Here is a 14,267-nt window from a genome sequence, read left to right as displayed (position 1 = left end):
GCGGACCACGGCCCTACAGGGCGCCCTTTCGCTGGAGATAGCCGAAGCACGCCCAGCCCGGGAGTACGGGCAGCCAGAAGATGAGGATCCGGTAGAGCAGGACCGCCGGGGTGGCGATCTCGATCGGCACGTGGGCGAGCCCGACGAACGTGCCGATCAGCGCGCCCTCGATGGCCCCGATCCCGCCGGGGGTGGGAGCGGCGGAGCCGACCGCGTTCGCCGTGAGGAAGACCACGGCGACGACGGCGAGGCTCGCGTGGCCGCCGAAGGCGCGCAGCGAGGCGTCCAGGCAGGCCACGAACGCCGCGGTGAGCAGCAGGTATCCGCCGAAGCCGACGGCCAGCCGGTAGGGGCGCTGCAGGAGGTCCAGCAGGTGCGGTACGACTCCGGCGAGCAGGGGGCGCAGCCGGGCGGCGACGAAGCGGCGCAGGGGCGGGACGGCCGTGACGGTGAGGACCAGGACGGCGGCGGTCAGCAGGCCGGCGACGACGGTCCGGGAGGGAGCCAGGTCCGTGCCCTGCTCGGTGCCGCCGATGTAGCCGAAGGTGAACAGCAGCACGAGGTGGCAGGCGAGCCCGGCCAGTTGGGAGACGCCGACGCTGGCCACGGCCTGGACGGGGCGGACGCCGGCCTTCTGGAGGAAGCGGGTGTTGAGGGCGACACCGCCGACGGCGGCGGGGGTGACGAGTTTGACGAACGATCCGGCGATCTGGGCCAGGAGGGTTCGGCCGAAGGGGAGCCTGCCGGGGACGAATCCGATGAGGCACATGGCCGCCGCCAGGTGGCTGAGGGCCGCCGCGGCGAAGGCGGCGAGGACCCAGGCGCCGTTCATGTCGGCGAAGTCGATCTGGGTGGCGGGGAAGGCGGTGAGCAGGGAGTAGACGGCGATGGCGCCGCCGATGGCGGTGAAGAGGGTCTTGGGTTTGAAGCGTTCGAGCCGGACGGGGGCGGCCGGGGTCTCGGGGACCATGTCCAGGATGAGCCGGCGGATGCGGGAGAGGAGGTCCCCCTCGGTGGTGTCCCCGGTGGTGCCCTCGGTGCTCCCCTCGTCGCCGTCCGGTGCTTCGGCCTTGTGCTCCCGGTTGTAGCGGCGCAGGTCGGCGCGGGTGGAGCGGCTCAGGCCGATGGGCTGGAGCAGGGGCAGCGCGGCCGCGACCCGGGTGGGGCCGAGGACGTCGGCGGCGGTGGCGACCGCCCGCTCGGGCCCGGCGCGCAGGGCGAAGGTGGTGAGCAGTTGCGCGATGTCCATGCGCAGGGCGAAGTCGCCGGCGGCGACGTCGCCGTGGGAGAGGTTGGTCAGGTGGGCCGGGCCCTGTGCGACGGCGAGCAGGGACTCGCCGGTGAGGCGGCGGTGGGCGATCTGCCGGTCCTGCAGGGCGCGGACCGATTCCCACAGGCCGGTCAGCAGCTCGTCGGTGACCTCGGCGTCGGGCAGTTCGTCGAGGGTGCGGCCCGCGACGTGTTCGTAGACGAGGATCACCGCGTCGGGGCCCAGCTCCGAGGTGGCGACGAGGCGGGGGGCGTGGGCGCCGGCGGAGGCGGCCGCGTAGGAGATGAGGCTCTCGTGCTCCAGGGCCTGGCGCGGGGAGCGCGGGCTGCGGCGTACGGCGGCGGAGCGCAGCCGTATGCGGCGCCAGAGGCGGTAGAAGAATCCGGAGGCCTGCAGTTCGCGGTCGATGACGTGGACGTCGAGCGGCGGGCCCTGCTGTTGGGCGACGTAGTAGCGGTGGGTGCCGCCGGGCCCGTCGGGGGCGCGGTGGGCGGTGGCGGGGTGGAAGCCGGCCTTGCGGAGTTCGACGAGCAGGCTGCGGCCGGTGGTGCGGGCGTTGGGCGAGCCGAGGGCGTAGCGGGTGCCGTGGGCGACCGTCCAGCCGAGGATGACGGTCAGGGCCAGGGACATCGGGGAGTTGTAGCCGCTGATCAGTTCGGTGCCGCCGTTGAGGACGACGACCGACCACAGGGCGATGCGCCAGCGGGGTCGGCCGGGCGGGGCGGCCGCCGTCATGTAGGCGATGACCGGGACGAGGTAGCCGTGGACGGGGTCGGTGAGGCCGCCGCCCGGCTGGGGGGCTCGGGTGAGGGCGTTGCGGATGCCCTCGCCGGCGCCTTCGACGACCCACCAGTCCAGGCCGAGGGTCAGGCTGTGGGCGAGGACGGCGGCGAGGACGCCGTCGGCCAGGCGCATGCCGTCGCGCCTGGCCAGGCGCTCGACGGTGAAGGCGAGGGGGACCAGGAGGACGGCGGCGCCCGCCAGGAGGCCTGACAGGGTGGTGGACAGGCCGTGGACCTTGGTGGCCCCGGAGGTGATGTCGCTGGTGATGCCGGTGGTGGTGTTGTGGGCGATGCCGGCGAGGGCGAGGACGGCGACGACGCCGAGCAGGCCGGCGAGGAAGCGCAGCAGGTCCGAGGGCCGGTGGACGCGGGCGGCGAGCAGCGGCTCGTCGACGTGGACGCGGGCCGTGCCCGGCGGGGTCTGCGCCGGGGGCTCGCCGTCGGGGCGGGCGCTCTCGACCGCACGCGGAGGGAGGGTCACCGGTGGACGCGCCCCGCCTGCTCGACGCCGGCCCGCGCCCGGTCCCCGGGGCTGCCCCCGGCTCCGGCGACGACGGTGCTGGCGGGGGCGGGGGCGGGCCGGAAGACCCAGGTGCGGTAGGCCCAGAAGCGGAAGAGGGTGGCCAGGCCGAGGCCGATGATGTTCTTCGCGACGTTGTCGGCAAGGGCCGAGGTATAGCCGAAGCCATAGTGGGACAGCGCGAGAAGGCCGTTTTGAATGACCATTCCCACACCACTGAACAGGACGAACAGGGCGAATTCCCGGGAGCGCCGGCCACCGGTCCGGCTGCTGTATGTCCAGTAACGGTTGCCCAGATACGTGGCGACGACAGCGACTGCCGAGGCGATGAGTCCGGAGCGGACGGGCTGCAACTGCAGCAGGTGCAGGCACAGGTTGAACACCGCGGTGTCCACGACCCACCCCAGGCTCCCCACCGCCCCGAACCTGACGATTTCGCCGCCTATCCACGGGGGCCGTCGGTTCAGCATTCCCAGTCCGTTCCTCATCGTCTCGCACGTCCGTCTGTCGGCAGTGAGTCCAACACATGCTAAGCGCCGTCGACTTTGCGGACTGCTTGCTTCCGGCCGTAGTGCGTGTGACGTGCAGCGATACTGCTTGTCTTGATCCTTTAGCGACGATACGTTGTCCGGCAAGCGCACAGACGTTCTGTTCCCAAGTGCGCTATGACAAGGAGGGGTTTTCCATGGAGAAGATGGAAGAGCAGGTTTACGCGGATCTGTACGAGGCTCCCGCCCTGGTCGAGGTCGGCGAGTTCTCCGAGGACACGCTGGGCTTCGGTAGCAAGCCGCTCGACAGCTTCGGCCTCAACTTCCGGTAAAGGCTGATGTCGCGCACCGAGTTCGTCGTCCTGCCGGATGTGGCCGATGCCCGGCCCGCGGCCGCCGCGGCTCCGTTCGAGGAACCGCGGATGGTGGCACATCCGTCGGGCCGCCCTTGGCTGATCGGCCATTGGCAACCCGGCGAGGTCCTTCTGGCGACGGCGGGTTCGGTGCACGTGGCGGTGATCGGGTTCTGCCCGGTCACCGCCGGACAGCTGACCGAGCTGGCCGGCCGGGTCCGCACCGTGGCCGACGTCGACCGGCTCTCCCGGGCACTGCCGGGCAGCTTCCACCTCGTGGCCGTCGTGGACGGCCGCATCCGGATCCAGGGCAGCCTGACCGGCGTGACCCGGATCTTCCATGCCCGCTTCGAGGGCGTCACGGTGGCGGCCGACCGGGCCGACGTGCTGGCCGCGATGACGCGGGCCCCCGTCGACCAGGACATGCTGGCGACCCGGGTGGCCTGCGGTGGCATGCTGCCCCCGCCGCTGGGCGAGCGCAGCATGTGGCGCGGGGTCACGGCCCTCGCCCCCGACCACTACCTCCTGCTGGACCGGACCCGCGCGCGGGAGGTCCGCTGGTGGTGGCCGCCGGAGCCCGGGACCTCGCTGACCGAGGGCGCCCAGGCGGTGCGCGAGGCGCTGACGACGGCGCTCTCGGACCGCCGGCCCGACGACGGCCGGCTCAGCTCCGACCTGTCGGGCGGCATGGACTCGACCTCCCTGGCCTTCCTCGCGGCCCGGCACACCCCCGAGCTGCTCACCTTCCGGTGGGGCGAGGCCGAGGCGGGCAACGACGACGCCTTCTACGCCGCCAGCGCCGCACAGTCCCTGCCCCTGGCCGAGCACCTGGTCGTACCGCAGAGCGAGCTGCCGGAGATCTTCGCCGACCCGGCCGCGGCGGCCGACCCCGAGCAGCCCTACCCCTTCACCCGCACCCTCGCCCGGACCGTGCACACGGCCCGGCTCCTGGGCGAGCACGGCTCACGGCTGCACCTGGCCGGGCACGGCGGCGACGAGCTCTTCGTCAAGTTCCCCGGCTATCTGCACCGGTTGCTGCGCCGCCGCCCCCTGACGGGCCTGCGCCACATGCGCGGTCACCGCGCCCTCAGCCGCTGGCCGCTGGCCGCCACGGTCGGCGAGCTCGCCCGGCCGGGCACCGCCGCCGCATGGTGGAACGAGCAGGCCGACCACCTCGGCGAGCCGTCCGTCGCCTCACGGCACCCTCCGCTGGGGTGGGGCTTCGTACCGCTGCGCGCCCCGGAATGGGTGACCGGCGACGTACTGGCGAGCACGCGCGGGACGCTGCGGGAGACGGCCGGGCAGGTCCGCCCCTTCGCCGAGGACCGCGGACAGCACCAGTTCCTGCTCGCCCTGCGCACCACCGGCCCGGCCTACCGGCAGATGGCGCGCCTGTTCGCCGCCGAGGGCGTCGAGCTGCACATGCCGTACTTCGACGACCGCGTCGTGGAGGCCGCCCTGGCCGTCCGGCTGCACGAGCGCGCCACGCCCTGGCGCTACAAGCCGCTGCTGGCCGACGCCATGCGCGGCATCGTCCCCGACATCGTGCTGGACCGGTCCACCAAGGGCGAGTTCAGCCGTGACCTGCACATCGGCTGGCGCCGGCACCTGCCGCAGCTGCTGGAGCTGTTCACCGACTCGGCGCTGGCCGCCGACGGACTGATCGACCCGCAGACGCTGCGCGACCGGCTGCTGGCACCCCAGGCCGACAACACCCGGCACATCGCGGTGGAGCACCTCCTCGGCTGCGAGACCTGGCTCCGCGCCGCACGACGACCCGTATCCCTCCGGAGAACCGATGACCCTGCGTCTGCACCCTGACGTCGCCAGCACCGACACCGACGACGGAATGGTGCTGCTCCACCAGCGCACCGGACGGTACTGGCAGCTCAACCCCACCGGCTCGCACGTGCTGCGCAGCCTGCTGGAGGGACTGAGCACCGATCAGATCGCCACCGCCCTCGCCGACCGCCACCGCATCGACCCGCAGCTGGCGCGGCGCGACGTCCTGCGCGTGGTGGAACAGCTCGGCTCCGCCCGTCTGCTGGAGGGCACGCCGTGAGCATGCCGGTCGCCCTGTCCGGGCGGCGCCGGCTGCCCCCGCACCGGCGTCTGCTGCCGCTGGCCGCCGTGGGCGCCGCCCGGCTGCTCGCCGAGCTCAGCCCGGCCCGGCTGCGGCGCGTGTTGGAGTTCGTCCGGCGCGGTGCCCCGCCGGCCACCCCCGAGCAGGCGCTCGCCGCGCTGCAGGCGGTGACCTCGGTCAGCCTGCGCTGCACCGGCCAGGCCTGTCTGCAGCGCTCCGTCGCCACGGTCCTGCTCTGCCGGGCCCGTGGCACCTGGCCCACCTGGTGCACCGGCGTGCGCACCAGCCCGTTCGCCGCCCACGCGTGGGTGGAGGCCGGCGGCGAGCCCGTCGGTGAGCCCTACCCGGCCGGGCACTACCGGCCGCTGCTCACGGTCCCTCCCGCCTGACCCACGTACCGAAGAACAAGGAAAGACGTGTCCCAGGACAGAACCGCCGGGTCCGAACCGATGATCAAGGCGGTCGGCGTCCGCAAGAGCTTCGGCGGCGTGCACGCCCTCAACGGCGTCGACCTCGAGGTCGCCCGGGGAGAGGTGCTCGGCCTCCTCGGGCACAACGGCGCGGGCAAGACGACGCTGGTGAACATCCTCTCCACGGTCTCCCCCGCGTCCGGCGGAACCGTCGAGGTCGCCGGGTACGACGTGGCCACCCACGGCCGCCAGGTGCGCAGCAGGATCGGTGTCACGGGGCAGTTCGCCTCCGTGGACGAGCAGCTGTCCGCCTTCCACAACCTCGTGCTGATCGCGCGGCTGCTGGGCGCCGGATGGCGCGAGGCGGCGGCGCGGGCGGAGGAACTGATCGAGGCGTTCGCGCTGACCGAGGCCGCCCGGCGGCCCTCGCGCACCTACTCCGGCGGCATGCGAAGGCGGCTCGACCTGGCCGCGAGCCTGGTCGGCCACCCCGACGTGCTCTTCCTCGACGAGCCCACCACCGGGCTCGACCCCACGACCCGGATGGCCCTGTGGGAGACGGTGGAGAAGCTGGTGGCCCAGGGCACGACCGTGCTGCTGACGACCCAGTACCTGGAGGAGGCCGACCGGCTCGCGGACCGCATCACCGTGCTGTCCAAGGGCGAGGTCATCGCCTCCGGGACCAGCGCCGAGCTCAAGGCGGAGACGGGCAGCCGCTCCGTCCACGTCCGGCTCGCCGCGGCCACCGGCATGGCGACCGCCGTCGCGGCGCTGACGGCCGCGGGTTTCGAGCCGATGGCGGACACCGGGCGGACGCTGTCCATGCCGGTCGCCACGTCCGCCGACCTCGCCGAGGTGGTCCGGGCGCTCGACACCGTCGCGGCGGAGATCGACGAACTCGCCTACAAGGAACCGACGCTGGACGACGTGTACCTGGCGCTCACCCAGGCGTCCCGAGCCGTCCGCACCGCGGTCTGAGATCCCAGGAGTCCCCTTGGCCATCCAGGAAAGCGTCGCGGACACCGTCGTCCGCGCGCCCCACGACCGTGCCGCGTGGCGCGGCAACGGCCCCGCCACCCAGCTGTGGGTGCTCACCGGACGGCAGATCCGGGCGATGTACGGGGACCGGCGCCTCGCGCTCTTCGGCCTGCTGCAGCCCCTGATCATGCTGTTGCTGCTCAGCCAGGTCTTCGGCAGCATGACGCGCCCCGCCCAGCTGCCCCACGGCGTGCCCTACATCGACTATCTGATGCCGGCCCTGCTGGTGACGACCGGCATCAGCTCCGCCCAGCTCGCCGGCATCGGGCTCGTGAAGGACATGCAGAACGGCATCGTGGCCCGCTTCCGCACCCTGCCCGTGCGGCTCCCGCTGGTGCTGGCGGCCCGGTCGCTGGCCGACCTTCTGCGGATCTTCACGGAACTGGTCGTGCTGCTCGCCTTCGGAACGGTCGCCCTGGGCTTCCGGCCCGACGGCGGGGCGGCGGGCGTGGTGGCGGCGCTGCTGCTCTCGACGTTCGTCATCTGGTCGTTGATCTGGGTCTTCATCGCGCTCGCGGCCTGGCTGCGGAAGGTGGAGGTGATGACGAGCATCTCGGTGTTCTTCATGTTCCCGCTGATGTTCGCCTCCAGCGCCTTCGTCCCCCTCGACAACCTGCCCGGCTGGCTGCGGGTGGTCGCGCAGGTCAACCCGGTCACGCACGCGGTCGGCGGGGCCCGCAGGCTCGCCCTCGGCTGGGACCTGGGCTCGGCCGTGCCCGGGGCGCTCGGGGCGGGCGCGGTGGTCCTGGCGGGGGCCGGCTTCGTGGCGGTGCGCTGCTTCAGCCGTCCGCCCAACGAATAGGGACCGACCGCTTCCTACGCACGGGAGGCCGCAGCCGGAAGGCTGCGGCCTCGCGCGTGTGCGGGTACCGGCGACCGCTAGTCGCAGGGGGTGGCGCCGCGCTTGGCGTCGATGATCGCGCTGGAGGCGCCCTTGGACGTCTTCATGATCGCGTAGACGTAGCCGCAGCCGCCCTTCTTCTGGAAGACCGGGCCCGCGTACTGGGAGAAGGTGCCCTCGTTCACGGAGCAGGGCTGCGCCGTGTAGTTGGAGCACAGCTTCAGCTTCATGTACTTCGCCGAGCCGGTGTTGTTGTCGAAGATGGCGCAGGTCGGAATGTCGTCGTAGTGGCCGCCCGGGGGGATCGGCTTGGCGTAGGTGAACAGCGTGCCCTTGCGGGACGCGTCCGGAAGGCGCTCGGCGAAGTTCAGCGTGTAGCCCGCTCCGCAGAGGCTGGTGCCCGCCGCGACGGCTGCCGGGTTGGCCGCGGCGATCGCGCGGGTGTTGGCGTCGGCCTTGGCGGTGACCGTGACGCCGGGCGCCACGGTGACGTCGGCGGCCTGGGCCTGCGGCACGGCGAACCCGAGCACGCCGACGGCGGCGGCCGCACCCATGACGACGGGCCTGGCGAAAGTGAACATGTACGCCCCCTATTGCGATGGTCGTGAAATGCGCGGAAGGCGAATCCCGCGATCAGGACGGAGCGTAGAACAATCGCCCGCCCGGCGGCCGCCCCGAACAGCGAACCGGAATACGGACTTTTACTTCTGCGGCGGTGCGTGACCCTTTCACATCACTCCATCGACCCCCTTGTGGTGATCATTCGGACACCCGCCGGGCCGCGCGGTCACCGGGCGCGCACGGAAACGTCCGATGTGACGTTGACCATGCCGCCGAAATCCTCCGCAATTGCCGCAACGAACACATTCGGAGGTCCGAATTCCGTATTCCGATTTCCCGCATGTAGCATGCACGGGATTACTTGAAATTCTTTATCGGAGCTCTCCCCACTGTGTAGCGTGTGGCCTCGCTCGCCTTTCCGTGTGATTCGAGACGGGGTTACATGCGCAGACGCAGAAAACACTCGATACCCATCGCGGCAGCGGTACTGGCCGTGGGCGCCTCGACGCTCCAGGCGCCGGCGTCCTGGGCGGCGAACCGCACGTCCGCGCCCGCCGCCGAATCCCGGGCCGTACAGCAGGACGGGCCCTCGCCCGCGGCGGTGCCTCCGGCGGACCGCAAGGCCACCCTCGGCAAGGGGTGGGAGAGCTCGGCGGACCGGGCCTGGACGACCAGCAGCGACGCCGACGGCTTCCATCTGCTCGTCGCGGACAAGAAGAACGGCTACGCCTGGCGGACGGCGGCATCGCTGTCGGAGCCCGGCTTCGACACGGACATGTGGATCGGCAACGCCTGTGTGACCGGCTCCGGTCAGCGCGCGGTGGTCGCCTACGCGCCGCGGACGTTCACCAACAAGGCCCAGCTGATGGCCCGTGGCGCCTTCACCGCCGTCGTCGACCTCGCCTCCGGCAAGGTGACCAAGCTCGACCAGCAGGCCTCACTGGCCTACTTCAGCCCCGGCTGCGGTACGGGCGAGACGGCGGTGCTGACCCAGGCCGGCGGAGAGGACAAGAACGCCACCCGCCTGCTGAAGGTCGACGCCGCGGCGGGCAGGCTCGCCGAGACCGTCGAGCTCGAGGGCCAGATCACCTCGGCCGTCCCGGTCGGCAAGGACATCGTGGCGGCGGACGCCGCCCGGCTCGTGCGGATCGACGACTCCGGCAAGCGGACCGCCATCGCCACGACGGCCCAGATCCCCTTCCAGCTCAAGCCCGACAGCGACGGCGGCGTGGTCTACCTCGACCGCCCCGCCACCAAGACTCCCTCGCTCACGGCCCCGACGCCCGCCTCCGCCAAGGGCGAGGTCAAGCGGGTCACCGCCGGGGACATCGCCAAGGGGGACGCGAAGAAGGCCAGGCCGTCGGTCCTGGCCACCGGCGCGCTGACGAAGATGGACCTCTCGCGCAGCGCCCGCGGCACGGTGTTCATCACCGGTGAGACCACCGCCGGGGCCAAGCTGCCCGGTTCGGTCAAGCGGCCGTCCGGCACGCCCAAGGAGGCGCAGGCCACCACCCGTGGCGAGGCCCTCGTCACCGACACCGTCTGGGCCTCCGGCAAGGACTCGCGCATCCGGCCGGACGAGGCGCTCACCGCCCGTACGGTCAGGATCGGCTTGACGGTGCTCGGCACCGGCAAGTCCGCCGGGTTCCAGGTCACACCGGCCGGCGCCGGGAAGGCGGCGGCCACCGGCCGGGAGCGCTCGCCGAGCCTCGCCGCGGGTCCGGGCGCGAAGAAGCCGGCCGCGCCGCGCGCCCTGGCCGGTTCGCCCAACAACCCGGTCGAGGCGGAACGTTACTGCTCGGTGCCCCGCAACGACCCGGGCAAGATGGCCATGCAGCCCAAGCCCCGCCAGGTCGAGTGGGCCGTCGACCAGGCCATCACCAACAACCTGAACAAGCACATCTCCCGCCCGGCGAACTGGAAGAACACGGGCATGTCGGCGTACCAGCCGCAGTCCCTCTTCCCGCGCGCCGAGCTCGAGGGCGGCGGCCGCGTCCCGGCCCAGGTGATGCTCGGCATCACCGCGCAGGAGTCGAACATGTGGCAGGCGGCGCGGATGGCCGTGCCCGGCGTCACCGCCAACTCGCTGATCGGCAACTTCTACGGCATCGACTACAACCCCGACGGCAAGCAGGCCGACCCGTGGGCGATCAACTGGGCCGAGGCCGACTGCGGTTACGGCATCACCCAGATCACCGACGGCATGCGGATGCACGGCAAGGAGAAGAAGGACGAGAAGCCGCTCACCACGACGCAGCAGGAAGCCGCGGCGCTGGACTACACCGCCAACATCGCGGGCGGCATCAACATCCTGATCGACAAGTGGAACCTGACCCGTCGTGACGGCCTGATCGTCAACAACGGCAAGCCGCAGTACATGGAGAACTGGTTCTTCGCGCTGTGGGCCTACAACGCGGGGTACTACCCCAAGGCCCAGGCATCCAAGAACGGCGGCCTGTGGGGCGTCGGCTTCACCAACAACCCCGCCAACCCCCTCTGGAAGGCCAACCGCACGCCCTTCCTGGAGGACGAGTACGGGCGCGACCGCTACAAGGACGCCTCGCACCCCCAGGACTGGCCCTACCAGGAGAAGGTCCTCGGCTGGGCCGCACGGCCGCTGGAGGCCCTGGAGTCCCCCGGCAAGATGGTCTCCGGCTTCCGCCCCGCGTGGTGGACCACGCCCTCCCTGCGCACACTGGTCAAGCCCGCGGAAGGCCTGTTCTGCACCGAGGCCAACAACTGCGACAAGAGCAAGATCGGGCCGAACGACCAGAACACGCCCGGCCTCGGCGCCTGCAACCGGCAGGACCTCAAGTGCTGGTGGAACCAGCCGGTCAGCTGGAAGAACTGCGACTCCGCGGCCTGCGGCAACGAAATCCTGCGCTTCGACGACACGTACAAGGAGGAGGCGGACGGCGAGGCCTACAAGCCGAACTGTTCCAAGGACGGCCTGCCCGCCGGAACGCTCGTCGTCGACGAGCTGCCCGCCGGTACGCCGACGACCCGCCCCGGCTGCGGCAATGTGACCTCGGACGGCTCGTTCAAGTTCACCTTCGCCACCAACGAGGGCGCCGCCGGGCTGTACCCGTCCAAGATGGACACCCACCAGCTGGGGGCCGGGTACAACGGCCACTTCTACTTCGCCCACACCCGCGGCAGCGGCACCGTGACCGACAACCACGACCTCACGGTCACCGGCACCTGGACGCTGGGCCAGCAGATCAACGGCTGGGCCCGGGTGATGGTCCACACGCCCGACAACGGTGCGCACACCCGTCAGGCGAAGTACGTGGTCGACACCGGCAAGGGGACCAAGTTCCGCGTCGTGCCGCAGCGCACGCTGGAGAACAAGTGGGTCTCCCTCGGCGTGTTCCAGTTCTCCGGAACACCCAAGGTCTCGCTCGACAACCACTCGCTGGACGGGGACGGCAGCGAGGACATCGCCTGGGACGCGGTCGCGTTCCAGAAGCTGTCCGCCAAGCCGAAGGACTTCGTGGTCGCCATGGGCGACTCCTACTCCTCCGGTGAGGGCGCCTCGAAGTCCGGCGGCGGCGACTACTACAAGGAGACCGACCTCTACGGCGACAACGACAAGCTCCGCAACGCCTGTCACCGCTCCCGCAACGCCTGGTCGCGCCAGGCGAGGCTCGCCGACTCCGGCAGCTCCATCGGTGCCCGGGCGGACTCCTGGGACGCCTCCATGGACTACCACCTGATCGCCTGCTCCGGTGCCACCACCGACAACATCCTGCCGGGCGGCGAGAACGGCCGGGTCGCCTGGGACCAGATGCAGTACGGCGAGCTGACCCAGCTCGACCAGGGCTACCTGGACGAGAACACCTCGCTCGTCACGATCTCCATCGGCGGCAACGACTCGCGCTTCTCGAAGATCATCACCAAGTGCATCTTCGGCGGCATCGGGCTTCCCGAGGTCTGCCAGGAAGGCACGCTGGACGGCGACGGCGAGGCGCTCAAGGACGCACAGCCCAAGGTCATGAAGGGCAAGGTGCGGGCCGCCGTCGCCGAGACGCTGAAAGCGATCCACAAGAAGGCGCCCAACGCCAGGATCGTGCTCATGGGGTACCCGATCCTGCTGGAGAGGAGCGGCCAGTGCATCATCGGCATCGGCACGGCCGAAGGACCCTGGATCAACGAGATGGGTGAGCTCATGCTCCAGGTGATGGACGACGCGACGGCGGACGCCAACGCCGCCGGGGCGAACGTCTCCTTCTCCAACCCGAAGGAGTTCTTCAAGGGCAAGGCCGTCTGCGGCGACCCGGAGAGCGTGCACGGCATCGTGACGGACAAGACCCCGGGCGACAATCCGAGCACGAAGGAACAGCCGGCATCGGCACAGTCCTTCCACCCGAAGACGGAGGGCGCCCGGCTCTACGCCGACTCCCTCGAGAGCACCCTGCGGAAGATCGGCATGTAGGAAGGGGCGATGAGGATGAGAGCGGCCCGGGAGGAGCGTTCCGTGGTACGACGCGTGCTGGACGACCGCTTGACGGTCGTGGGCGCCGCCCTCGGCGGCGCGGCCGTCGGCGCGGCCGGCCTGGAGATACTGCGCCGGGCCGAGGAGGCCGAGTCCCGCGTGTGCGAGAAGGACCCCCTCCAGGGCTGCCTCACCCTCTATCCCCTGATGGGCATCGCCGGTTGGATCGCGGTGGCCCTGGCCGGCTTCGTGATCCTGCTGTGGGCCCTGCGCGTCAGGCCCCTGGCCGGTGCCGTGGCGGCCTGCACGGCGCTGTCGCTGTGCACCATGATGCTCTGGGCCGAGGTGGGAGGGCTCGCACGGTCCTGGCTCTTCTACCTGATGAGCGCGGCCGGCCCCGCTCTGGTCGTCGCCCTGCGCTCACCGCGCATGCGGCGCCCGGCGTCGGTCGTGCTCGTCGCCCTGCTCGCCCCGCTCCTGTTGTGGATGGGGTGGCGGAGCCTTGCCTGACGCGGCTCCCGCGCTCATCGCCGGAAGGTGAAGCGCAGCAGGCTCGCGTGGCCCTGCTCGAACAGCCGCACCGACGCCCGTAGACACCGTTCGTGGTCCGCCGTCGTCTCGTCGCCGACGAGGGCCGCGGCCCGCGCCCTGGAGGCGAGCAGCCGCTCCAGCCAGCAGCGGCAGGTCCGGGCGTAGTCCTCGTGGTCGTTGCGCACCCGGACGCACGTCAGGACGCCGGAACTCGCCTCGTGGATCTCCGCCAGGCCCGGCGGCTGGGCGCCGGGGAAGAGCGTGAGCGCCGTGAGCATCGCGTCCCGGGCCGCCTGCGGGCCGTCCGGCGGGTATCCCGCGGCCACGGTTTCGAGGCAGAGCCGTCCGCCGGGCCGCAGCCACGAGCGGCACCGGGTGAAGAAGGCGCGGTAGCCGGCGACCTTCTCCTCGCGGGACAGCTCCAGTCCGGCGATGTGCTCGAACGCCCCGGCGCACAGGATCGCGTCGTACCGTGCGTCCGGCCGGTGATCCGCCCAGCCCTCCAGCCGCACCTCGCAGCGGGCCGCCCGCTGCCGTGCCCGGGCGGCCTGCCGCCGGTCGAGGGTGAGGCCGACGGCATGCCCGACGCCGTGGGTGCGCACCAGGTGCTCCAGGGTGCCGCCCCATCCGCAGCCGATGTCCAGCACACGGGCGGCCCCGCCCGCCCCCGCCTGCGCCGCGAGGTAGTCCATCTTGCGGATCTGGGCGTCCTCGAGGGTGTCGCCGTCGGCCCACAGGGCGCAGGAGTAGGTCATCGTCCGGTCCAGCCACAGGGCGTAGAAGTCGTCGGGAAGGCCGCTACCCCGGTACGCCGGCATCGCCGTCAACGCCCATGGTTCTCAGCCCTTTCCCCAGCAGAGAGCAACCGTTCGCGACGCTGATATCAGTTGCCTTCCGGAACGGGCGCAAACGGACCATGCCCCCGATTCCCCCGAACTCATTCGAGTGGGTGATG

General features: G+C 71.5%; 12 protein-coding genes. 8 read left to right on the top strand and 4 right to left on the bottom strand.

Annotated features, from left to right (window positions below; genetic code table 11):
- Positions 1–13: 13 nt before the first annotated feature.
- The gene (locus tag AB0G59_RS23120; protein WP_360914611.1) at positions 14–2,533 is read right to left on the bottom strand and encodes a lysylphosphatidylglycerol synthase transmembrane domain-containing protein; all 2,520 of its coding nucleotides are present in this window, start codon (positions 2,531–2,533) and stop codon (positions 14–16) included.
- Positions 2,530–2,988, bottom strand: a complete 459-nt coding sequence (locus AB0G59_RS23115; RefSeq protein WP_360914608.1) for a GtrA family protein — start codon at positions 2,986–2,988, stop codon at positions 2,530–2,532. The genes AB0G59_RS23120 and AB0G59_RS23115 overlap by 4 nt, the downstream gene beginning before the upstream one ends.
- 269 nt (positions 2,989–3,257) lie before the next feature.
- On the opposite strand from AB0G59_RS23115, the gene AB0G59_RS23110 reads away from it, so the two are divergent.
- Genes AB0G59_RS23110 through AB0G59_RS23085 form a run of 6 tightly spaced genes read left to right on the top strand, consistent with a single transcriptional unit; the run spans position 3,258 to position 7,746 of the window.
- Positions 3,258–3,392: a lasso RiPP family leader peptide-containing protein gene (locus tag AB0G59_RS23110; RefSeq protein ID WP_104531718.1), complete on the top strand. Its 135-nt coding sequence runs from the start codon at positions 3,258–3,260 to the stop codon at positions 3,390–3,392.
- Positions 3,393–3,398: 6 nt separating this feature from the next.
- Complete coding sequence (locus AB0G59_RS23105; RefSeq protein WP_360914605.1) at positions 3,399–5,234, top strand: lasso peptide isopeptide bond-forming cyclase; 1,836 nt, start codon at positions 3,399–3,401, stop codon at positions 5,232–5,234.
- A complete protein-coding gene (locus AB0G59_RS23100) occupies positions 5,212–5,475 on the top strand; it encodes a lasso peptide biosynthesis PqqD family chaperone (protein ID WP_360914602.1) in 264 nt (87 codons plus the stop codon). Before AB0G59_RS23105 ends, AB0G59_RS23100 begins: the two co-directional genes overlap by 23 nt.
- A gap of 2 nt (positions 5,476–5,477) precedes the next feature.
- On the top strand, positions 5,478–5,885 hold the full coding sequence (locus AB0G59_RS23095) for a lasso peptide biosynthesis B2 protein (RefSeq protein WP_360914644.1): 408 nt from the start codon (positions 5,478–5,480) through the stop codon (positions 5,883–5,885).
- Positions 5,886–5,945: 60 nt separating this feature from the next.
- Entirely contained in the window at positions 5,946–6,884 is a 939-nt protein-coding gene (locus AB0G59_RS23090) for an ATP-binding cassette domain-containing protein (protein ID WP_360914641.1), read from the top strand.
- A gap of 16 nt (positions 6,885–6,900) precedes the next feature.
- Entirely contained in the window at positions 6,901–7,746 is an 846-nt protein-coding gene (locus tag AB0G59_RS23085) for an ABC transporter permease (protein ID WP_360914599.1), read from the top strand.
- Between the two features lie 77 nt (positions 7,747–7,823).
- Here AB0G59_RS23085 and AB0G59_RS23080 read toward each other — a convergent pair whose 3' ends face one another.
- Entirely contained in the window at positions 7,824–8,366 is a 543-nt protein-coding gene (locus AB0G59_RS23080) for a hypothetical protein (protein ID WP_360914596.1), read from the bottom strand.
- A 422-nt stretch (positions 8,367–8,788) separates the two neighbouring features.
- Here AB0G59_RS23080 and AB0G59_RS23075 point away from each other — a divergent pair, with 422 nt between their 5' ends.
- Positions 8,789–12,781, top strand: coding sequence for an SGNH/GDSL hydrolase family protein (locus tag AB0G59_RS23075; RefSeq protein ID WP_360914593.1), 3,993 nt, complete (start codon positions 8,789–8,791; stop codon positions 12,779–12,781).
- A 9-nt stretch (positions 12,782–12,790) separates the two neighbouring features.
- On the top strand, positions 12,791–13,291 hold the full coding sequence (locus AB0G59_RS23070; RefSeq protein ID WP_360914590.1) for a hypothetical protein: 501 nt from the start codon (positions 12,791–12,793) through the stop codon (positions 13,289–13,291).
- A gap of 14 nt (positions 13,292–13,305) precedes the next feature.
- On the opposite strand, the gene AB0G59_RS23065 is transcribed toward AB0G59_RS23070, so the two are convergent.
- Positions 13,306–14,130 carry a class I SAM-dependent methyltransferase gene (locus tag AB0G59_RS23065; protein WP_360914587.1) on the bottom strand — a complete coding sequence of 275 codons (825 nt, stop codon included), beginning with the start codon at positions 14,128–14,130 and terminating at the stop codon, positions 13,306–13,308.
- Positions 14,131–14,267 lie beyond the last annotated feature (137 nt).

Origin of the sequence: Streptomyces sp. NPDC021096, assembly GCF_040641275.1 — a bacterium.
Taxonomy (GTDB): domain Bacteria; phylum Actinomycetota; class Actinomycetes; order Streptomycetales; family Streptomycetaceae; genus Streptomyces.
The sequence above is the reverse complement of the archived record's forward strand: the minus strand, read 5'-3'. Positions and strand labels throughout refer to the sequence as shown.

Coding starts and splice junctions, on each gene's coding strand:
- AB0G59_RS23110 (WP_104531718.1), top strand. CDS start 3,258: ATGGAGAAGATGGAAGAGCAGGTTTACGCGGATCTGTACGAGGCTCCC.
- AB0G59_RS23105 (WP_360914605.1), top strand. CDS start 3,399: ATGTCGCGCACCGAGTTCGTCGTCCTGCCGGATGTGGCCGATGCCCGG.
- AB0G59_RS23100 (WP_360914602.1), top strand. CDS start 5,212: ATGACCCTGCGTCTGCACCCTGACGTCGCCAGCACCGACACCGACGAC.
- AB0G59_RS23095 (WP_360914644.1), top strand. CDS start 5,478: ATGCCGGTCGCCCTGTCCGGGCGGCGCCGGCTGCCCCCGCACCGGCGT.
- AB0G59_RS23090 (WP_360914641.1), top strand. CDS start 5,946: ATGATCAAGGCGGTCGGCGTCCGCAAGAGCTTCGGCGGCGTGCACGCC.
- AB0G59_RS23080 (WP_360914596.1), bottom strand. CDS start 8,366: ATGTTCACTTTCGCCAGGCCCGTCGTCATGGGTGCGGCCGCCGCCGTC.
- AB0G59_RS23075 (WP_360914593.1), top strand. CDS start 8,789: ATGCGCAGACGCAGAAAACACTCGATACCCATCGCGGCAGCGGTACTG.
- AB0G59_RS23070 (WP_360914590.1), top strand. CDS start 12,791: ATGAGGATGAGAGCGGCCCGGGAGGAGCGTTCCGTGGTACGACGCGTG.
- AB0G59_RS23065 (WP_360914587.1), bottom strand. CDS start 14,130: ATGCCGGCGTACCGGGGTAGCGGCCTTCCCGACGACTTCTACGCCCTG.